Origin of the sequence: Exiguobacterium sp. s130, from assembly GCF_018619055.1 — a bacterium.
Taxonomy (GTDB): Bacteria; Bacillota; Bacilli; order Exiguobacteriales; family Exiguobacteriaceae; genus Exiguobacterium_A.
This window is the reverse complement of the sequence record NZ_JACSNI010000003.1, coordinates 433,793-453,548: the sequence shown is the minus strand read 5'-3', so window position 1 is coordinate 453,548 and position 19,756 is coordinate 433,793. Positions and strand designations below refer to the sequence as shown.

Sequence of the window (19,756 nt, the reverse complement as noted above, 5' to 3'; positions counted from 1 at the left end):
CTTCTCTTCTGTATCATACTCACCATACAGTTTGTCTGTCAAGCTGGTTTGTCTTCTTCATCATGAAAAAGTCACCATCCGATTCTTGGACGGTGACTACGGTCAACTCATTAATAGGGATTTGGATCTTCCTGAGGTGTATCGGGAATCTCGGTTGGTTCTGGGAACGTATCCGGTTCCGGTTGACGGACAGGATCTTCCTGTGGTGTGTCTGGCACCTCGCTCGGTGGTGCTTGCGGAACTTCGTCCGGTTGATGATCCGGTTCACGTTCAGGCACTTCATTCGGATTTTTCTTCATCATGTTTTCCCCCTTAAGACGTGATGTAATCGCCGCCGTTGATATGAATCGTCTGACCCGTGATGTAACTCGAATCACGAGAAGCCAAATAGACATAAGCCGGTGCATTTTCTGACGGTTGTCCCCGACGCTTCATTAATGTGTCTTCCCCATGCGACTCGACTTTCTCCTTCGAGAACGTCGCTGGAATGAGAGGCGTCCAAATCGGTCCCGGTGCGACAGCATTAACGCGGATTCCTTTCTCGATCAAGCTTGAAGCAAGCGAGCGTGTCAATGTCGTAATAGCGCCTTTCGTCGCCGAGTAGTCGATCAGCGACGGTGCTCCGCGATACGCTGTCACCGATGAGGTATTGATGATTGCATCTTCTTTATGCAAATGTGGAAGCGCAGCCTGAATCAAGTAGAACATCGAAAAAACATTCGTCTCGAATGTTTCCTTCAATTGATCTGGTGTGATCGCAAGGAAATCATCTTGCGGGAATTGTTTTCCGGCATTGTTAACGAGAATGTTCAATTGACCGAATTCTGCAATGACGGTATCGATGATCGCTTGCGCATTTTCCGGTTGACTGACATCTTTCGCGATTTTTAAGGCTTTGACCCCGTAGCCTTCAATCAACGATTTCGTCTTTTCTGCGTCTTTCCCCTCATTTAAGTATACGATTGCGACGTTTGCCCCTTCTTTTGCATAAGCGACAGCAACGGCTCGACCGATTCCACTGTCTCCACCTGTGATCAGTGCAACCTTTCCCGTCAGTTTTCCTGAACCGACATAATCCGGATCATCGTAGATCGGTTCCGGTTTCATGGCGTACTCGACACCGGGTTGTTGTTCCTGCGTCTGCCCTCGTGCTTCTTGATGCATCGCTTCGAACTGCTCTTCTCTCATGAACGATCAGCTCCCTTATCATTGTGGAATGAACTACCTGATTAACCATTCCCTTGCGATACATCTATAAACGTTTTTCTGAAAAAGTCAGATGTCATTCGTCAATAGCGTTGGAAATACATTGGTTTGAAGCATTTTTGATAATTCGCTTGGATACAATGTATATTGATCCAGTTTATCGAACGGAACGAACCGGTACGTCAATTCTTCACCTTCAGGACCGTAAAAGTCTTCCGTTGAAAGTGGTAGTGGTTCTCGACATGTTACTTCATAAAACATCCCCAGTTCATGAAACTGATGGTCTGCGTAATTAAAGAAATTTTCATGCAGGAAACGGAAGACCGGTGGCTCGATTGACTGTCCTAATTCTTCTAATAATTCACGTTCAATCGCTTTGGCACCACTTTCACCAAATTGTACCCGTCCTCCCGGTAATGACCAAAAATCATCTTCTCCTTGCCGATGAATCAAGAGATGTTCATCTTGAATCAACAGCGCCACTGCGCGAATGTTAAGCTTTTTTTGATTTACTGCAAACGTCAAATCCATCTCATTACCTACTCTCTTTTTATTAGACTCCCATACTTTCTCATCATTTCCCACGATTGCGTTTTGTCATCAAATTCATCTCGTTGTAACACGGATTCATCTTGATTTTAAGGGATTCTGAGATTGAATATGTATTCAATATTACAACATTTGTTATTATAATATATTTAAGCAATCGAATTGAAATACAAACGTCTGACTTTTCAATGCTATACTCTCGTTAGTCAAATGACGACAGCATCATCTACTTCAATTCACCACACTTTACACCACACACATTCTATATACATGTCATTTCCGACAAGATTTCGATTTACATCAAGGAGGAACATTCATGAAAAGAACAATCACGACACTTGCAATGAGCGCGCTCGTTGTTTCAGGTTTTGCAGCTACGGGTACAGATAAGGTTGACGCAGCTACGAAATCTACGTACAAAGTAAAAATCAAAGCAGACGGACTTCGCGTTCGTACTGGCCCATCTCTTAAATACCGGATCGTCGACGGCGTCAATTCGGGACAGACTTTCAAATACTTGGGGCATCGCGGAAACTGGACAAAAATTCTTCATAAAGGACATAAGCGTTACGTCTACTCAGGTTATGTGAAAAAATATCGCGTTTCTGGTCATACAGCGAAGAAAGCCTCATTCTCGACTTCATCAAATGGCTTCTCGCGTCCGACAAGCGGTCCAGTAACACAAGGTTATGGAAAAACGAGCGGCATCTTCGGCTACACATTCCATAACGGCGTCGACTTTGGTGCACCAATCGGAACGCCCGTTCGTGCAGCAGCGGCAGGTAAAGTTGTCACATCGTCTTACCAAGGAGCATATGGAAACCATGTCATGGTCAAACATAAAGTGCACGGTATTTCGTACACAACGGTCTACGCTCACTTAAGCAAACGCTCTGTCTTCGTCGGTCAAACGATCCCGAAAGGCGCAACGATCGGTGCAGTCGGCAGTACAGGAAACTCGACAGGTGCTCATCTTCACTTCGAAATCCATCGCGGTAACTATGTCTATAGCGGTACTTCTGCAGCAAACAGCGTCAATCCACTCGCCTTTTTATAAGCATTTAAGGTACCTCAACCGGGGTACCTTTCTTATTTTTAATGGACATTTCATCATATCCAATTCCATCCAATCTTGTCAAAGGAATTTATGGATAAATGGAAAACAAACAAAATTAATGTCTTTAAATATAATTTATTGAAATAATATCGAAATGTGAATGTAACATTTAAACATTTTCGTAAATGTTATACTCATCTATGAAATTTACATAACGGTTTAGTCACACAAATTACATATTCAGGAGGAATGAATCATGCATGGTTTTTGGAAAGGTGTTTCAGCGACAGCCATCGCTGTGGCAAGTTTTGCTTCGTTTGCCATCCCACGTGCGGATGCAGCAACGACGTTCTATAAGGTGAAAGTCATGGAGGACGGTTTGCGTGCTCGAACGGGTCCTTCGACATCATACGGTACGATCACGAGCTTTGAAAAAGGTGATACATATAAGTATCTCGGACGGACAGGCAACTGGACGAAAATTCTGTACGGTTCAAAAAAAGTCTATGTTTCTTCTACATATGTTAAAAAATATTCAGTAACACGTATCTATAAGATTAAAGTCAATGTCGACAACCTTCGTGTTCGTAGCAGCAGTTCGACGAGCAGTACAGTCGTCGGAAGTGTCGATAAGGGCGAAACGTTCCGCTACCTCGGTCGTACAGGCGATTGGATCAAGTTCTTATACGGTGGAGATAAACGATTCGTCCATGCGGACTATGTCTCGAAATACGCTGTCTTGACACTGACGAATAGCAGTGGCGCATCAAAAGCCTCGACGTCGACGTCAAAAAGCTTCGCGACGCCAACGAGCGGTCCGATCACGCAAGGTTATGGACCTTCTAGTGGTGCTTATGGTTACACATTCCATAACGGTATCGATTATGGTGCAGCAAAAGGTACTCCGGTCTATGCGACAGCTAGCGGTAAGGTCATTACGTCTCAGCTCAAAGGCGCGTACGGCAACTATGTCATGGTTTCACATACGATCAACGGATCGCCGTTCATCAGTCTGTATGCACATATGAACAGCCGCTCGGTCTCGGTCGGTCAAACCGTCACGCAAGGTCAAAAGATCGGAACAGTTGGCGAGACAGGTAACGCTTTCGGAACACATTTACATTTTGAACTCCATAAAGGATCGTACGTCTACAGCGCAACTTCTGCTGGTAGCAGTGTCAATCCACTCGATTATCTGTAAAATGACAATAACCCTCGCCGTCTCGGCAAGGGTTATTTTTTCTTATTGTTTTCGCTTTGCTTGATACGCTTTTGAATAGCGATCGGCAGCGATGATCGCATCAGCGACTTCGTCCGCCGTGACGTTGAATCCGCTGTGGATCGTCTCACCTTCAGCGGTCGCTGCCTCTCCGACTTTGACGATGTCTTCACGCGACGCATCTTTTAGCTTGACGTCTTCGAGCGTCACCGGTAACCCAAGATCCGTGTAGAGCGCGATATAGCGCTCGATTTCTTCTTGTGGATGTTCTTCGAGCGCCAACTGGACAAGTGTACCAAAGGCGACCTTTTCTCCATGCGTCAAGTGATGAATCTCACCATCCAGCGCTGTGAACCCGTTATGGATCGCATGCGCTGCAGCTAGCCCACCACTCTCGAAACCGAGTCCACTTAAGAGCGTATTCGCCTCGACGACGGCTTCGAGTGCCGGTGTGACGACCTGCGCTTGAACGGATTCATACGCCAGACGCCCATGCTCGAACAAGACTTCCTCACACCGTTTGGCAATCGCTTGTGCCGCAATCGTCGGTCGTCCTCCCGCCATCGTCTGTCCACCAAAAGCGACGACACTCCGGACTTCGACCCACGTCGCGAGAGCATCTGCGATTCCGGACGCGAAGAAACGCGCTGGCGCTTGGGCAATCAGTTTCGTATCGACGAGAACAAGATCGGGATTCTTCTTATAGAAACGATAGCTTTCGAAAATCCCTTCGTCGGAATAGATGACGGACAGAGCACTCGTCGGTGCATCGGTCGAAGCAAGGGTCGGTACGATGACGACGGACACGTTCAACTCATCCGAGACGGCTTTTGCTGTGTCGAGCGTCTTTCCACCCCCAACTCCCATGACGAAACGAACATCCGCTGCTTTTGCTTGCTCAGCGATTCGTTTTACTTCATGCCGTGAGGCTTCACCACTAAAGTCTGCCTTCTCGATGCTGACGTTTTCGCCGGACAGCGACTGCTCGACACGTTCCTTGACGATTTTCCAAACGACATCGTCCGCGATGACGAGCGCTTTTTCACCGAACGGGCTCACATATGTACCGAGCCGGTCAATGACATCCTTTCCTTGGACATACTTCGAGGGACTAATGAAGACACGTTCTGACATGTTTCAACATCCTTTCTGTAAGGGACACGATGGTCAATGATATACAGTAGAGGAATTGCCTTTTCTGCTGACGTTTAAACCCCATCGAGTCGATTCATCTTGACAATACAGGTACTTTTTCAAGTGCTTGAGCGATGAGAAGTCGATCTTCTCTTAATCGCTCATCAGGATCAGGACCAAACCACTCGAGACTAGCCGTCAAATGATCGAGGTGCTCCGTTAAGTCTTCAAAGAACCGTTGATAATCAACGATGCCTTCGAATAATGGAACCATTCCTTCCCGTGATCCGCTTGCCGCATAGACATTTGCTGGTTCAAAGACTGAAAATTGTTCAACATTCGCCACTGTTTTTAAATGAAGATGATCCACATACGATGCAAGTCTGAAGTATGCTTCGACGGGATCTGCCTTTGATTCGATGACGTGTAAGACGTCAAAGTTGATCCGACATGCCGGGTGGTTGATCGCTTGTAATAAACGAACCGTTGCCTCTACAGTATCTGTTGCAGTGTTCGGATGAAATTCAAGTAATAATCGCTGTCCTGCAGGATCAAGGACACGGCAAATCCCCTTTAATCGATAAACGAGTTGATCCCATTTGGCATCGGATAAGGTATGGCTCGCCTCATTACCCGCAAAGATGCGGATACGCTGCGTTCCGATTCGTGTCGCTAATTGCGAGAGTCGTTTTGTCTCCACAAGTAGTTCTGACATCGGTGCGTTTAAATTTAAATAATGACTCAACATACTGACATTTAGATGGGATGACTTCATCCGATCGACTTCTTCCGTTCTTAAATGTTCAGCATGAACGCCCCAGATATCAATGGCGTCAAAGTGTTCTTCTGAAGCAAAATCGATCAAATCATTAAATGAACGCAGATGATGCCGATAGCTGATCGTACAGAGTGCGAGTTTCATGTTCAATCCCCTCCTGTCGTTGATATGCATGGAACGTGTCGACGAGTTGTCGTTTAATGGCACTCTCTCGTGCCCATTGTTCTTCGATCATTCGTTCGATCTCTAAATACACTTCCGGTTGACGCGTTATAGCAAATTTGACAGCCCGATGCTGGATGACAGAGTATTGATTGACTAATGTTTCAACCTCATCCGTCCATTTTTCAAAATCAGATGTCTGCAAGTCGCGTCCAATTGCTTCATATAAATAAGCAAAGGCATGCTCATAGGCATATTTTCGAATGGCAATGACAGGTAACTGCTTTAAGGCATTCGGTAGTCCCTCAGGTTGTTCACGATAGTGATGCACAACACGTTTGACCGCCTCAGTCAATGGATGATGTACGTTTAGACAACTCATGAAATACGCACTTACCGTCGTCGCATTCGGTATTCGAACATCCGTATTTCGAAACGCAAACCCACCAGCGACAGCAGGATGGCGTACCGCTTCCAGAATACGCTCGCGTGCAACATCACCTTCATACCGAAAATCAGGATCAAGCATGTGCCATATTTCCGGATCTTCTGTCGCCTCTAACATGACGTAGTGGGGAAACACATCATGGTGAAATTTATTTTCGCGCTCAGGTAGACTAGCTAAATCCAACATGACGATCACTGACTCGTCCTTATTTTTCTGTTCGATCCGTTGAATCAGCTGAGCGATATTTTCTTCTTTTGACTGTTTGTGATCGTACCATTCTTCGACTGGGACTCCGTAAAGACGTTCATACCAAACAAGCATCTCCTGATGGTTAATTGTTTCATCATGATGTGAGAGGACATAATCGGCTGACAAGGAAAACGACGAATCCCATACGCCAAAGTAATAGGGACGATGGTCAGCGGCCGATTGTTTGATTGTCTCGCAGACACAACTGACGAGACAGTGTACTTTAATCATGTATGACCTCCTGTAAAACAGACATTAACTCTTCTACTCGCATTTTGGGGAGTGCTGACATGTGCTCATCTGGAATCACTAACCCGTGTTCCAATTCAAGGTGAAGCAACAGATGAATCAAACGCATCGAATCCAGTCCTAGATCATCTCGTAGAGAGTCTGTTGTCGAGACAGCGACAGATGATGACCATTCGAGCTGTTCGCTCAGTATATCTTCGAATTGCGCAAGCGTTAAACTGGACATACTTGTTCCCCCAATCGTTTTCTACTAACTTTCCCATTCGCAGACAGTTCGATTTGCTCAACGAGTTGCCACTCCGTCGGTCGTTGATGTGGTGCGAGATGCTTCATGCAATGTTGTTTCAGTTCTTCCTCTGATGCCGTCGTCACGAGTTGAGCGCAGACGCGCTCTCCTTGAAACGAATCCATTCGTTTAAAGACGACGACAGCCTCGACGGTCGGAAGCTGATACAAGACATATTCGACTTCCCCGGGATAGACGGATAAGCCAGACACATTGATCATCTCATCGAGTCGGCTAAGAAAGTGCAGCCCGTCTTCAAAGTACATTAAATCCTTCGTACCAATCCGTACGCCTTGTTGCGAAACGACTAATTCTGCTGGCTTTCCCTTCGTTCCAGTTTCAATCTCAAGATGCTCTAGTGGAAATCCGATTGCTTGCGGACTCGGCGGATTCGGATGAAGTGCGATACAGCCGATTTCTGAACAGCCATATTGTTGAAGCAAATGATGTGTCTTCCGTTCAATCGAACGGAACCACTTTTCTGGTAATGTCATCCCGGAAATCATCACTGCGTGAACTGATTCCGCGAACAAACTCATCGCATACGCCAGTCCCGGTGCCGTATAGATGATAGCGTCCGGATGCAAACGATGGATTGCTAGCACATGACGTGGCGAGAAGTCTTGTAGGATGACTGGTGTTGCTCCGCGTCTTAAAGTCGCGAACACTCCACAAAGTAATCCGAATGAGTGCGTCGTCGGACAAGCAACGATCGTCGCTTTCGTCGTCAGCGGAAAACTGTTCGTATAGGCATTCAGTTCCGTCTCGATCGACTCCCATGTCCGGTGAATGATTTTGGGTTGTCCCGTCGTACCGGAACTGAATTGAATCAATCCACCCGCACGTTTTTCCGCTTCCGGAAGCGGAATGATGGTCTCTTGATAAATCAAATAGCCACATCCGGCTTGTATCGCTAATCGTTTAGCACCGGAAACAGGCGTTTCTGGATGAATAGGAAGGATTGTTCCATTCATTCGTCGCATCGCAAGACAGAGGGCTAACCACGCTTTGGTATCTGACGTACAGATGGCTACGGTCTTCCCTTCCGTTATGAACGATTGCTTCACCAGTTCATGTATCGTCAATTCTTCTTCTGTCACCCATTCTTTCTCAATCCATAGCATGATCGTCTTCCTCTCTTCGTTGAACGAGTGAATTTTTTACATCGATTTGATTCGTCAAACCAAACCGTGGTGCCAGCAAGGCTTCTGCTGTTACTCTTTGTTCGTACCATCCGATTCGTTCTAGTCGGTCTCGATCAATCTGCAATCCCTCGATCGTCTGGTGAATCCAATCAAAGAACGTCTCTTCACTCAAGTTCTCCGTCTGTTCCAGTTGATACGCTAGTTCCGTCAAATGGTAGACGAATAATGTATCGTAAAGCAGCTCGCGTAAGGCAAGCGGGTGTGACATTTCGTAATACGTGTTGAGCCGTGCATCAAAATCAGGATGTAGCATCTTAAAATTGGGTACATCCGATGGATCGTCGAGTAACTCGGTGACGAATTCGACGCTATCATGAAAATCGCGGAGAATGATCCGTTCCGGCCATCCGTCCTGTAAGACGAGTAACGTATTTTGGGCGTGAGCTTCCACACCAATCCCTTTCTCTGTCATGAGTCGGATGACCGGTTCGAGATAGACGACGAAGAATTGACGGAGCCACCGTTCATGACCATATCGTTCCAACCACGGTCCTAAAAAATGTCGTCCATTCCCCTCGATTTGAGCAAGTGCTGTCAAAGGAATGACCTGTTCCCCCGTGTGAACATACGTCAAGACGTTTTCTCGAAAGACACAACCGACCCGACCTGCAAGTGGACCGCTCGAGCTGACGCATGAAGCAAATTCAGATAACAGCGTCACTGGCAATTCACTCGCCTGTTTTTTCAACCAATCCGATACTGTAGGAGCTGCCACGACATTCGGCACGGAAAAAGTCCGAACGGCTGACGTTTGCTTCAAGTCGAGCGGCAATTTGATATGCGGTAGTTCGGGATGACCTGGACAAAAAACGGTTCGAATCGACTGCGTCGCTTGTACGAAGACACCACCTTCTCCCAAGTCGACACCTCCGACTTGTGCCACCTCCTGCTTGATACGTAACCATTGCCATGGGTGGACAGGAAGAATCTGATAATCGGTTTGATTGAGTTCTTCCAGTTTGACTAAAAACATATGTAGAAGCGGTTCTCCAAGAATCAGTGGAATAGGTAGGATTCCATTCCCTTGAACGAGCGTAGAAGGTAAGGCAATCCAATGTAACTGGAAGCGATTGCCCGCTTCAGGTCCATATGCCTCGTGATCAGCTCGCGAAAAACCAATCCTTGATTTATAACAAGGATGATAGGGATGCCCTTCGATGATGGTCTGCTCCAACTCTTCATAATCCAAGCCTGCTCGGTGGATTGGTAGACGATGTCGCTGCGACAAGTCATCGAAATCATGTGTACGTCGTAACTCTTCCTGAAAGTCGTCCAGGATTGGCAATTGTGTCAAAAGATACTCAAACCAATCGTTGACGCCAGATGACTTCGATGAGCGTAACGTCGCGATGTCGAGCCGAATCCGGTCGAACGGACCGCGTTTTCCTTCGACTGCGACTTCACTATCTTTTATGTGGAATGTAAAACGATGCTTCATTCCGACAATCATTTCAGTAAAAGGAAGAATCCGCTCGAATAACAGACTCTCAAGAAGTTGTTTGCAGATGCGTGTTTTGCTGTCGTAAAGCATAGTTGTCCTCCCGTAACGGATTATCCAACTCGACGAAACAAACTCGTTCTCCCTCGATTTCGAGTTCATCGAGTCCTTGTAGACGCGTTAGTAAATTCGCCTTGTATGGAAGTGTCGGCGATTCTAACAACATCAAAAGCCAAGCTCTGCTTCGCCCTTCTAGATTTTCAACTCGTACCTGACACCATTCATGCAGTAACGCGATAGCAACTTCTTCGTTCAATAATGTGTCTGCTGCCAATCGGTCGATGACACTCGCTAGATGGTTCCAAATCATGTAGTACGTTAAACGCTCAGCAATGACTTCTTCTGGGTAGAACAACGTCGTATGCTTCAATTCCGGTTCCAGCAGGATGAAGGAATCTCGATTCGTGTCTGCTAAGTAATAGCCTTGATTATCCCGGACGTGATATCGAACCGGCCATCCGTCTTCGAATGTGATGAGACTATTTTGTTGATGTGCCTCGAGACCGATTCCTTGTTCCTCATACAGTGTAACGATCGCTCCTAACGTCAACTCTAAGTACTGTTTCCACCACCGAGTGACGTGTTCCGGTTCGATTAATCCTGACTGCCGAATGAGCCGCAGCAGGAGAGATTCCGAATTCGGTAATGCCGGTTGGACGAGTGCCGCAACATTTACCGCGTGGGGTGCAGGGTCTCGCAGGATGACTTCGAATCCGGACTCTTCTTTAGTCCGGATCGCTAAATACGCAGGATCGTGAATGAGGTCAAACGTATCAGGAAGAGACAGATGACAAAACAATCGATACATCAAATAACCGGCCTCTAATTCGTGCCGCTTGTTGACGCGTCTTGAGTTCGTCACTTGGACAGGTATGGATAACTTCAACATATGACTTCGGTCGAGTGCTTCGACGGTCCGTATCGACGAAGTCGCGTTATAGAGTGGTCCAGTTGCGCCATGATAACGGAGAATACTTTGCTCGATCCATTGCTTGACTGTCGGCTGACGTAACAAATACTCGGCTTGAAGCGGATGAATTGGAATGACTCGCTCTTGCGCCGTCGCTTGGACTGAGTTCCCCAGTTGATTTTTCATCAGCTGACTAATCGTCTCGTTGCTACCTGAACGTTCTTCGAGCAATGTCTCATGTACTGTGAAATAGTGAAGTTGAAACGGCTGACGGAATTCAGGCGCATACGCTTTTTGTTGCCATTCGGTCATACCGACTCTACTTTTCGGGGTCGGATGGAACCAATGACCACACCACAAGCGTTGTTCATAATCGATGAACGTCTGTTGCTCTTGTGCGTTCAGTTGTTCCTCCAAAATCAATTGCACAGTCCGGTGACTGTCAAGAACGCGAAAGAGTAAGTCCGTTTGATCCGGATGTTGATCTTGAAGCTTGATGCAACAGGTGATGATACAAGACATGGCTGAAACTTCCCGCCATCCGTTCTTTGTCTCTTCACGGATCATTCCAATCTCGTGGCGTCCGATGATGGAACGACGTTTGATTTCAATGAGATATGGTTTCATCCAATAAAAAAAGGATGTCTCGGATGCATCAAACGGTCTCTCGTTGACCCATTCGCCCGAGTTCACTTCTCTGATGTAGCTGTTCATGAACGATTGAAGCGTCACCTCGGTCGCTAATCGCTCGATTTGTTCTTCGCATGTTCGCACGCTCTGTTCCTCCCCTTATTGAAAATCATTCTCATTCTATATCAATAGAAAAACGGGTCTCCCCGTTTTTGATGGTGCGTATACGCACTTATTTTAAGTAAAACGTTTTCAAGTTCCTTCAATCCGTTTTCACAATCGATTAAATGCCAGAAATCACATATCGTCGTGAGATTTAACATAAATCAAACAAACGATCCTCCCTAACATTCGTACGACAAAGTGACGACTTTTTAAGTTCATTTATCAGCCTTCTCTGCCTCATTGTGAACTCCATCTGTAATGATAATCATTATCAATGACGAATGACATGGATTTTCTTTTCATTCTTCATGGACAAACAAAACAGTTACTATCGCTGATATATGTATGCAATTGACGTAACATATGCATCCTCCCAAGTGGTCCCCACGGATCCCAGTCTACACTGTCTGGGTGAAATATACGCCCCGTCCTAACGGCACGAAGCGTTTTCCACTCCTTCGTTCCTCGAATTCGTTCCACATCTGCAGGTTGACTCCACAGTATGAACAGACCATCCGGATCTAACTGCTGTAATGTTTCTAGGCTGATCGTCATGTAGACGGTTTGCGGAAGTTCTTCCACTGCTCGTAGACCGATTTCATTGAACAGAAAATCCAACATCGTATGCCCTGTTCGTCCGTATAGTCTGATTTCTGAGTCTCTGATCCAGATGACTGCCCATGTCACATTCCGATTGAATTCGATTTGCTTCTTCACAACTGATTCAAACGTCTCGACTTCGTTGATGATATCAGTCGCTCGCTCAAGCATATCGGTTGCCGTAGCAACAGCATACAAGTAATCCTTCCAGCAAGTTTGTTTCAAAATATCGATGACCGGACAAGAGGTCAACATAGGTGGTGATTCACCTCGTATCGGTGTCCGTAAAACGAGATCAAGATTTGATGTCTCAAACCATTCCGGTAAAATCGTTGCTGACGCGTCGTATAGTCGTGTACCTTCGATTTCACTTAAATAGTCTGGCACACCATTCGAACGATATTGTGTCGGAAAAGACGGTGCGATGACAGGTTGAATGCCTAGTGCCAATAAGTGATCTTGCAATAACGCTTGACTCCAGATTCCGACCCGTGGAATCAACCGTTTTCGGTACTGACTTGGTGATAGTCCCTCACGTTTTTTAAAGAGACGGCTGAAATAAAATTCATCATTGATTGATACACGTTCTGCGATCTCAGCAATCGTCCAATCTGAATGTGCAATCATCCACTCCTTCGCCCGTTGCATCCGCAATTGATGAATCAGTTCCTTTGGTGATTGATCGTAGTGCTTTTTGAATTGGCGGGAAAACGTCGGCAGTGACATGTTCAACTCACTTGCCAAATCACTGACTGTTCTTGAGTTCCCGAGTTCTTCTAACCACTGGGACGTCACTTCCTCAAACGTCTGCTCCTGACGACGTTCACTTAATTGCTCCAGCAGTTGATACAGATAGCGATGCTGTCTAAGAGAACCGGTCATTGTTTTTGGACACCCATACATTCGTTCTAAGCACTCCACTAGTTCATTCGTTGGTTGTCGGAAGATTGGAAATGGCGTCAGTTCAACCTCTAACTGATACAAGAGACAATGTCCCTCCTGAACGATGAATCGTTCACCTGATTTCTTGACGAAACAGGCTTCTCCCGCCTCTAGACGTTTTCTTTCCGTGTAGGTAATGCCAGCGCCTTGTATGACGACGATCAAACTCGGACGTAACGCCAATTGTCCTCCTGATTGTAACGCATGTTTTCTCACTCGAAATGTATGTAATGCTTCTGTCATTTTCAACTCACTCCTAAAAAACATTTGCTCTCTAATACTTTTCCGTATATCAACTATGAATGATTTTAATTGGATGAACATCACCTATCACTCTTTTCAATTGATAATGAATATCATTTTCGTTAAAACTATAGCATCTTGCTACCTGTTTTTGTCAACAACTGTTGCTAGAATACGTTTCATCGTTACAATAAAAAAATCCCTTCACCCAGTGTAATCTGAGTGAAAGGATTTGATTTAAGCTACACGCGACGACGATTGTGTCTGTGCTGTTTTCTTACCAACGATTGCCCCGATCACCCCACCAATGATGGCTGGAACGACCCATCCGAGACTGACGGAAGCAAACGGTAATACCGCGTCGAACACTTTCGTGACGGCTGAGACGTTAATCCCTGCTGTCTTTAATCCATCAAACAAGCTGACAACGAATGTCATCCACAGCGCCCCTTGATAAACGGCTGGTTTGCCTTTAAAGAGTGGGTGCAAGAACGTTAAGAAGATCAGACAGATCGCGAGTGGATAAAGCGTCATCAAGACTGGTTTTGAGACGGCAAGCAATTGATTCAGACCGATGTTCGCGACGAGTGCGCTGAAGACTGATAGACCAATCGTCCATTTGACGTACGAGATTTTTGGTACGAGTGCCGAGAAAAACGCGGCACACGCCGTGATCAAGCCGACACTTGTCGTCATACAGGCGACTGTAATCATCAGACCGAGTAAAATCGCACCGTATTCACCGAAATAATGATCCGACACAGCCGACAAGATCTCTGCTCCGTTCGCCAGTTGTCCGATTTCCGAGACACTCGAAGCACCCATGAAGGCAAGCGCCGAGTATGTGATTGCAAGCAAGGCTGCGGCAATCAACGAGGCTTTCGTACAAATCAGCAGCAACTGCCGCTTCGAAGTGACACCTTTTTCCTTGATCGCTGCGATGATGATGATACCGAAGACGAAGGCACCGAGCGCATCGAGTGTCATATATCCTTCTTGGAAACCGTTAAAGAAGGCATTCGTCTGATATGTCTTCAAAGGATTCTGAAAACTTCCGATTGGATGCAAGACGGCAACGACAATCAACAGACCGATGAACGTGATTTTAATCGGTGTCAGTACCTTCCCGACGACATCGACGATCTTTGTTGGGTTTAAGGACAATAGACAAGCAATCGTGTAAAACAAAATCGTGAAGATCAGTAACGGCAAATGGCTCGTCGATTCACTGAAGAACGGCTTGATTCCAATCTCATACGAGACCGTTCCGGCACGTGGAATCGCGAAGAATGGTCCAATCGCAAGATACAAGATGACCGAGAACCCGATTCCGAAAGCAGGATGAACACGTGACGCCATCGCTTGTAGATCGCGTTCCCCTGAAAACGCGAATGCGAGAATCGCAAGCAATGGTAGACCGACACCAGTGACAAGGAATCCGGCATTGGCAACCCAGACATGCTCCCCTGCGAGCTGTCCGAGCATCGGCGGAAAGATGAGATTTCCTGCCCCAAAGAACAAGGCGAAGAGCATCATGCCGATGACGATGATAAATGATGTTGGAACAGTTTTAGACATAATAAACCCCCACTGATGATTTCCGACTTCATCCGCTCCCTAAGCAGATGAAGTACTTCGTTCGAAAGGATAACATACGTTTAGGAGCTCGTGCTAGGAGTTTATCTGGAGAATATTCTGAAAATTACGCAGAAAGTTTGGCGGAACTACGGTCTACGGGTTTTGTTACTGCTGTGCGTCGAAGCATGAAACCGGATTCATAAGTTCATTTGACGTAGTAGGAAAATGATATTCTTTAGAGAAAGTAAATATATGGATAATTAAACAGGAGGTATTTTCATGAAATCGATTTATCTTCTTAGCGCCACCCTTTTACTTGCCAGTTGTTCTCCCGCTGCCGAAAAACCAAAGACGTATGACATTACGTTTACGCATGAGAAACAAAAGATTCAAATCGTTCCTTTGTATAAGGCGTATGACGATTACATTCAAGCGGTTTCGAAACATCCAGAGGACAATGAGGAACTATTTAAAAAATATGTATTGGGAGCTAAAAATAAGATCATCAAAAAAGAACAGCTTCAAGCTAATTTTGATTCTTCACTTCTAGAGCATCCATCTGAGAACATCGAAGACTTAAGACAGATGAATACATATCTAAAAAAGCATCATCAGCGCATCATGAAACAGATCAAGTCCAGTCTCCTGACTTCGATGAAACAACTTCCACGGGATGAGAAGCTCGTCGTCTTCGTCTCCCCGACGACACCAAATACTCACGATGGTGCCAAACGTTATGGTGGTGTCGCTCAAGGAAACAATTCGATGACTCTGTTCTTCTTGAAGGATTTTTCGGAAACATCATTACGCAATACGACAGCGCATGAGTACCATCATACTATTGCTCTCAATGAACCAAGCCGCACGACGGTGCTTGATCATATCATCTTTGAAGGGGAGGCAGAATTTTTTGCCCACAAGCTCTATCCAATGGAGTCATCGGAATCAATCATCCCATTGTTAAATCACACCTTAGAGCATGTGATTTCGGAGCTGAATTCGGAGCGATTGACGACGGATGATTTGATCCTTGGAAATTATAAAAAAGATATTCCAGCGTCCGTCCAATACAGACTCGGCTATATGATTGTCTCCGACTTCGTGAAACAACATCCCGAGGTCTCCTTGAAGGAGTAGTCACGGATGTCATCTGTGCAAATTCTTGAAAAAAGCAGTTACAAAGACATTTTAACGATTCGCTAAAAACAATAAAGCACGAGACAACGGGAGCAAACATCTCCTTCGACTCGTGCTTTATTGTTAACCTTCGTATTTTTTGACGATCGTCGCTACCCCTTGACCGCCCCCGACGCATAACGTCGCAAGACCATGCGTCTCACCCGTTCGCTCGAGTTCATGGATCAACGTAACGAGAATCCGCGCCCCACTCGCACCGATTGGATGACCGAGCGCGATTGCACCGCCGTTGCGGTTGAGCTTCTCATGCGGGAACTGTAGCTCCGCATCGACCGCGAGAGATTGTGCCGCGAATGCTTCGTTCGCTTCGATGACATCGATCTCCTCAAGCGTCAGTCTCGCTTTATCGAGTGCCTTTTGGACCGCTTGGACGGGACCGATTCCCATGATGCTCGGATCGACACCGGACGTTCCATTCGCGACGATCTCAACGAGTGGTGTCACGCCGAGTTCTTGTGCCTTTGACGCGGACATGATGACGAGTGCCGCAGCCCCGTCATTGATGCCAGATGCATTGCCTGCCGTGACCGTTCCGTCCTTCTTGAATGCCGGTCGCAAACGACTGAGTGTTTCGACAGATGTTCCGGCACGCGGAAACTCATCTTGCTCAAAACGGATCGGGTCGCCTTTTCGTTGTGGAATCAGAACCGGCGTGATTTCCGAGACGAACCGTTCTTCCGCCAACGCCGTCTGCGCTTTTTGCTGACTCGTCGCAGCGAACTGATCCTGCGCTTCGCGGGAAAGTTCGTAGGCGTCTGCCAAATTTTCTGCCGTGATTCCCATGTGATAGTCATTAAACGCACACTCAAGTCCATCCTGGATGATCGTATCGACGAGCGGTTGGTCCCCCATCTTCAGGCCAGACCGTGCGCCCGATAGGACATACGGCGCTTGGCTCATGTTCTCCATCCCACCGGCAACGATGACATCGGCTTCGCCCGACTTGATCGCCTGATACGCGAGATGGACGGCTGAGAGACCGGATCCGCAGACCTTGTTAACGGTCATCGCGGGACATGTCTCCGGTAATCCGGCAGCGAGTGCCGCTTGCCGTGCTGGATTTTGACCAAGTCCTGCTGAGAGGACGTTACCGAAAAAGACTTCTTCGACGTGATTCCCAGCGACACCTGCTTTTTCGAGTGCTGCGCGGATGACTGTCGCACCGAGTTCCGTTGCTTTGACGTCCTTCAAACTTCCATTGAAATTCCCGATCGCCGTTCGTGTCGCACTGACGATGACGACTGCTTCACTCATCTGCTCCATCTCCTTATTGAATCGTATATCCTCCATCGAGTACGTTCGCTTGTCCCGTGATGCCTTTTGCTTTGCGGCTCGCGAGGAACAATGCATAATCCGCGATTTCCTCGACGGCGAGCAACCGTTTTTGTGGAACGAGCGGATAGATGACTTCCTCGAGTACCTTCTCAAGCTCGACGTGACGGGTCTTCGCTAAGTCTTCCATCTGATTGCGGACGAGTGGTGTATCGACGTACCCCGGGCAAATCGCGTTGACGGTGATTCCGTGTTCCGCTCCTTCAAGGGCTGCGACCTTCGTTAGACCAAGCAACCCATGTTTCGCCGAGTTATACGCCGCCTTCCCAGCAAAGCCTATTAATCCATTGATCGATGCCATATTGAGAATGCGGCCATATCCTTGTTCCTTCATGATTGGAAAAGCATGTTTGATAGCGATGAACGGCGCCGTCAACATGATCTTGATCATCAATTCGAACTTCTCTGTCGGAAACTCTTCAATTGGTGAGACGTGTTGAAGACCCGCGTTATTGATCAAGACGTCAAGTCGACCAAACTGTTCGACCGTCTGCTTCAAGACGGCTTCGACCTGTGCTTCATCGGTGACGTTGAGCGTCATCCCGACCGCTTCATGACCAGCTCCGCGAATAGCTGCCGCAGCTTCCTCTGCTGCTTCCGCGCGGACGTCCGTTACGATGACCTTCGCTCCTGCCGCAGCGAAAGCCTTTGAGATTTCTAGACCAATTCCGCTTCCTGCACCTGTGACGAGTACGATATCTCCTTGAACCATCTGCTTCACTCCCCTACCGTCACGCGCTCGAGTTCCGGACTGACCGTGAATCGTGCTTCCGTGACTTGTTTGACATCTTCGACCGTTTGACCATTCAGCGTCTCGATCAAGACCATCCCGTCCGGCGTGAAATCAAAGACGGCCCGGTCCGTGATCAGACGATTGACGACGGCGCGTCCTGTCAACGGCAAGGTACACGCCTGTTTGACTTTCGATTCGCCGTGTTTGTTGACATGCTCCATGATGATGACGACGCGTTTCGCTCCATTGACGAGGTCCATCGCTCCGCCCATGCCTTTGACCATCTTGCCCGGAATCATCCAATTCGCGAGGTCACCGTTCTGATCGACTTCCATCCCGCCGAGGATTGCGAGGTCGATGTGCCCGCCGCGAATCATCGCGAACGATTCGGCACTGTCGAAGTAAGATGCTCCGGATTGTGCCGTGACCGTTTCTTTGCCGGCATTGATCTCGTCCGCATCAACTTCATGATCAAGTGGATAGGGGCCGATGCCAAGCAGTCCGTTTTCGGATTGCAGCATGACATGCACATCGTCCGGAATCGCATTGGCGATCAATGTCGGAATTCCGATTCCGAGGTTGACGTACATCCCATCTTCGACTTCCCGAAGTGCGCGTTCAATGATGATTTCTCGTGTCGTTTTCATATCCGTCTCCTCCTCAAGCTTCCCGGACAGTCCGGCGTTCAATGCGTTTTTCATAATCCGTTCCAACAACGATGCGCTGGACGTAGACAGCAGGTGTGTGGATCTCGTTCGGGTCGAGTTCACCGACTTCGACCAGTTCTTCGACTTCAACGATCGTTACTTTGCCGGCTGTCGCGACGATCGGGTTAAAGTTGCGTGACGTCTTCCGGAAGACGAGATTCCCGAGTCGATCTGCTTTCCATGCCTTGACGATTGCAAAATCGCCGACGATTCCTTCTTCGAGCAGATACGTTTTTCCGTCGAACTCCTTTTGTTCCTTTCCTTCAGCAATCGGTGTCCCGACGCCTGTTGGTGTATAGAAACCAGGAATACCAGCACCACCGGCACGGATACGTTCCGCTAGCGTACCTTGGGGAACGAGATCGACTTCGATCTCGCCACTGAGGTACTGTTGTTCAAACGTCTTATTTTCCCCGACATACGACGAAATCATCTTCTTGATTTGTCGCGTCTGCAAGAGGAGACCAAGTCCAAAATCATCGACACCACAGTTATTACTGACGACCGTCAAATCCTTGACGCCCTTCTCTTGCAACGCGGTAATGGATTTTTCCGGGATTCCGCAGAGTCCGAAGCCCCCTACGACTAGCGTCGCCCCGTCAAAGATGTCTGCTGTCGCTTCCGCGAATGATGCGTATACTTTCCCCTGTTTCATCTGATGATGCCCCCTTTAAAAATC

19 protein-coding genes are annotated in these 19,756 nt (G+C 47.2%); 3 read left to right on the top strand and 16 right to left on the bottom strand.

Features of this window, described 5'->3' with window-relative positions:
• Window positions 1–110 precede the first annotated feature (110 nt).
• The 3 genes from HZS85_RS09945 to HZS85_RS09935 all read right to left on the bottom strand — a co-directional run bounded on the left by HZS85_RS09945 (window position 111) and on the right by HZS85_RS09935 (window position 1,737).
• On the bottom strand, window positions 111–302 hold the full coding sequence (locus tag HZS85_RS09945; protein ID WP_231496870.1) for a hypothetical protein: 192 nt from the start codon (window positions 300–302) through the stop codon (window positions 111–113).
• Window positions 303–312: 10 nt separating this feature from the next.
• The gene (locus HZS85_RS09940; RefSeq protein ID WP_035408573.1) at window positions 313–1,188 is read right to left on the bottom strand and encodes an SDR family oxidoreductase; all 876 of its coding nucleotides are present in this window, start codon (window positions 1,186–1,188) and stop codon (window positions 313–315) included.
• A gap of 87 nt (window positions 1,189–1,275) precedes the next feature.
• The gene (locus HZS85_RS09935) at window positions 1,276–1,737 is read right to left on the bottom strand and encodes an NUDIX hydrolase (protein ID WP_214855495.1); all 462 of its coding nucleotides are present in this window, start codon (window positions 1,735–1,737) and stop codon (window positions 1,276–1,278) included.
• Window positions 1,738–2,071: 334 nt separating this feature from the next.
• Between HZS85_RS09935 and HZS85_RS09930 the strand changes: the two genes are divergently transcribed.
• Together HZS85_RS09930 and HZS85_RS09925 are read left to right on the top strand one after the other, a co-directional pair.
• Window positions 2,072–2,812, top strand: a complete 741-nt coding sequence (locus tag HZS85_RS09930) for a peptidoglycan DD-metalloendopeptidase family protein (RefSeq protein WP_214855492.1) — start codon at window positions 2,072–2,074, stop codon at window positions 2,810–2,812.
• Between the two features lie 256 nt (window positions 2,813–3,068).
• Window positions 3,069–4,013 carry a peptidoglycan DD-metalloendopeptidase family protein gene (locus HZS85_RS09925; RefSeq protein WP_214855491.1) on the top strand — a complete coding sequence of 315 codons (945 nt, stop codon included), beginning with the start codon at window positions 3,069–3,071 and terminating at the stop codon, window positions 4,011–4,013.
• A 42-nt stretch (window positions 4,014–4,055) separates the two neighbouring features.
• On the opposite strand, the gene HZS85_RS09920 is transcribed toward HZS85_RS09925, so the two are convergent.
• From HZS85_RS09920 to brnQ, 9 genes are all read right to left on the bottom strand, one after another.
• Window positions 4,056–5,165, bottom strand: coding sequence for a glycerol dehydrogenase (locus HZS85_RS09920; protein ID WP_214855490.1), 1,110 nt, complete (start codon window positions 5,163–5,165; stop codon window positions 4,056–4,058).
• Window positions 5,166–5,259: 94 nt separating this feature from the next.
• Window positions 5,260–6,087 carry a sugar phosphate isomerase/epimerase family protein gene (locus HZS85_RS09915; RefSeq protein ID WP_214855488.1) on the bottom strand — a complete coding sequence of 276 codons (828 nt, stop codon included), beginning with the start codon at window positions 6,085–6,087 and terminating at the stop codon, window positions 5,260–5,262.
• Entirely contained in the window at window positions 6,035–7,033 is a 999-nt protein-coding gene (locus HZS85_RS09910) for a DUF6005 family protein (protein WP_214855486.1), read from the bottom strand. Before HZS85_RS09910 ends, HZS85_RS09915 begins: the two co-directional genes overlap by 53 nt.
• On the bottom strand, window positions 7,026–7,277 hold the full coding sequence (locus HZS85_RS09905; protein WP_050676993.1) for a phosphopantetheine-binding protein: 252 nt from the start codon (window positions 7,275–7,277) through the stop codon (window positions 7,026–7,028). The genes HZS85_RS09910 and HZS85_RS09905 overlap by 8 nt, the downstream gene beginning before the upstream one ends.
• Window positions 7,265–8,461 (bottom strand): AMP-binding protein, encoded by a 1,197-nt coding sequence (locus HZS85_RS09900; protein ID WP_214855484.1) that lies wholly within the window; start codon window positions 8,459–8,461, stop codon window positions 7,265–7,267. The genes HZS85_RS09905 and HZS85_RS09900 overlap by 13 nt, the downstream gene beginning before the upstream one ends.
• Window positions 8,448–10,073, bottom strand: coding sequence for an IucA/IucC family protein (locus HZS85_RS09895; RefSeq protein ID WP_214855482.1), 1,626 nt, complete (start codon window positions 10,071–10,073; stop codon window positions 8,448–8,450). Before HZS85_RS09895 ends, HZS85_RS09900 begins: the two co-directional genes overlap by 14 nt.
• Window positions 10,030–11,724 carry an IucA/IucC family protein gene (locus tag HZS85_RS09890; RefSeq protein ID WP_214855479.1) on the bottom strand — a complete coding sequence of 565 codons (1,695 nt, stop codon included), beginning with the start codon at window positions 11,722–11,724 and terminating at the stop codon, window positions 10,030–10,032. Before HZS85_RS09890 ends, HZS85_RS09895 begins: the two co-directional genes overlap by 44 nt.
• A 327-nt stretch (window positions 11,725–12,051) precedes the next feature.
• The gene (locus HZS85_RS09885) at window positions 12,052–13,530 is read right to left on the bottom strand and encodes an AraC family transcriptional regulator (RefSeq protein WP_214855475.1); all 1,479 of its coding nucleotides are present in this window, start codon (window positions 13,528–13,530) and stop codon (window positions 12,052–12,054) included.
• 237 nt (window positions 13,531–13,767) lie between these two features.
• Window positions 13,768–15,108: a branched-chain amino acid transport system II carrier protein gene (gene brnQ, locus HZS85_RS09880; RefSeq protein ID WP_214855472.1), complete on the bottom strand. Its 1,341-nt coding sequence runs from the start codon at window positions 15,106–15,108 to the stop codon at window positions 13,768–13,770.
• Window positions 15,109–15,387: 279 nt separating this feature from the next.
• On the opposite strand from brnQ, the gene HZS85_RS09875 reads away from it, so the two are divergent.
• Window positions 15,388–16,245, top strand: a complete 858-nt coding sequence (locus HZS85_RS09875) for a DUF2268 domain-containing putative Zn-dependent protease (protein ID WP_214855470.1) — start codon at window positions 15,388–15,390, stop codon at window positions 16,243–16,245.
• Window positions 16,246–16,368: 123 nt separating this feature from the next.
• Here HZS85_RS09875 and HZS85_RS09870 read toward each other — a convergent pair whose 3' ends face one another.
• Genes HZS85_RS09870 through HZS85_RS09855 form a run of 4 tightly spaced genes read right to left on the bottom strand, consistent with a single transcriptional unit; the run spans window position 16,369 to window position 19,732 of the window.
• On the bottom strand, window positions 16,369–17,559 hold the full coding sequence (locus HZS85_RS09870; RefSeq protein ID WP_214855467.1) for an acetyl-CoA C-acetyltransferase: 1,191 nt from the start codon (window positions 17,557–17,559) through the stop codon (window positions 16,369–16,371).
• Window positions 17,560–17,572: 13 nt separating this feature from the next.
• Complete coding sequence (locus HZS85_RS09865; RefSeq protein ID WP_214855463.1) at window positions 17,573–18,349, bottom strand: 3-hydroxybutyrate dehydrogenase; 777 nt, start codon at window positions 18,347–18,349, stop codon at window positions 17,573–17,575.
• 5 nt (window positions 18,350–18,354) lie between these two features.
• A complete protein-coding gene (locus HZS85_RS09860; protein WP_214855461.1) occupies window positions 18,355–19,017 on the bottom strand; it encodes a 3-oxoacid CoA-transferase subunit B in 663 nt (220 codons plus the stop codon).
• Between the two features lie 13 nt (window positions 19,018–19,030).
• A complete protein-coding gene (locus HZS85_RS09855) occupies window positions 19,031–19,732 on the bottom strand; it encodes a CoA transferase subunit A (protein ID WP_029341303.1) in 702 nt (233 codons plus the stop codon).
• Window positions 19,733–19,756: the final 24 nt, after the last annotated feature.

Bases quoted from the DNA above. Each gene is read 5' to 3' on its own strand.
- HZS85_RS09945 (WP_231496870.1), bottom strand. From the start codon at position 302: ATGATGAAGAAAAATCCGAATGAAGTGCCTGAACGTGAACCGGATCAT.
- HZS85_RS09940 (WP_035408573.1), bottom strand. From the start codon at position 1,188: ATGAGAGAAGAGCAGTTCGAAGCGATGCATCAAGAAGCACGAGGGCAG.
- HZS85_RS09935 (WP_214855495.1), bottom strand. From the start codon at position 1,737: ATGGATTTGACGTTTGCAGTAAATCAAAAAAAGCTTAACATTCGCGCA.
- HZS85_RS09930 (WP_214855492.1), top strand. From the start codon at position 2,072: ATGAAAAGAACAATCACGACACTTGCAATGAGCGCGCTCGTTGTTTCA.
- HZS85_RS09925 (WP_214855491.1), top strand. From the start codon at position 3,069: ATGCATGGTTTTTGGAAAGGTGTTTCAGCGACAGCCATCGCTGTGGCA.
- HZS85_RS09920 (WP_214855490.1), bottom strand. From the start codon at position 5,165: ATGTCAGAACGTGTCTTCATTAGTCCCTCGAAGTATGTCCAAGGAAAG.
- HZS85_RS09915 (WP_214855488.1), bottom strand. From the start codon at position 6,087: ATGAAACTCGCACTCTGTACGATCAGCTATCGGCATCATCTGCGTTCA.
- HZS85_RS09910 (WP_214855486.1), bottom strand. From the start codon at position 7,033: ATGATTAAAGTACACTGTCTCGTCAGTTGTGTCTGCGAGACAATCAAA.
- HZS85_RS09905 (WP_050676993.1), bottom strand. From the start codon at position 7,277: ATGTCCAGTTTAACGCTTGCGCAATTCGAAGATATACTGAGCGAACAG.
- HZS85_RS09900 (WP_214855484.1), bottom strand. From the start codon at position 8,461: ATGCTATGGATTGAGAAAGAATGGGTGACAGAAGAAGAATTGACGATA.
- HZS85_RS09895 (WP_214855482.1), bottom strand. From the start codon at position 10,073: ATGCTTTACGACAGCAAAACACGCATCTGCAAACAACTTCTTGAGAGT.
- HZS85_RS09885 (WP_214855475.1), bottom strand. From the start codon at position 13,530: ATGACAGAAGCATTACATACATTTCGAGTGAGAAAACATGCGTTACAA.
- brnQ (WP_214855472.1), bottom strand. From the start codon at position 15,108: ATGTCTAAAACTGTTCCAACATCATTTATCATCGTCATCGGCATGATG.
- HZS85_RS09875 (WP_214855470.1), top strand. From the start codon at position 15,388: ATGAAATCGATTTATCTTCTTAGCGCCACCCTTTTACTTGCCAGTTGT.
- HZS85_RS09870 (WP_214855467.1), bottom strand. From the start codon at position 17,559: ATGAGTGAAGCAGTCGTCATCGTCAGTGCGACACGAACGGCGATCGGG.
- HZS85_RS09865 (WP_214855463.1), bottom strand. From the start codon at position 18,349: ATGGTTCAAGGAGATATCGTACTCGTCACAGGTGCAGGAAGCGGAATT.
- HZS85_RS09860 (WP_214855461.1), bottom strand. From the start codon at position 19,017: ATGAAAACGACACGAGAAATCATCATTGAACGCGCACTTCGGGAAGTC.
- HZS85_RS09855 (WP_029341303.1), bottom strand. From the start codon at position 19,732: ATGAAACAGGGGAAAGTATACGCATCATTCGCGGAAGCGACAGCAGAC.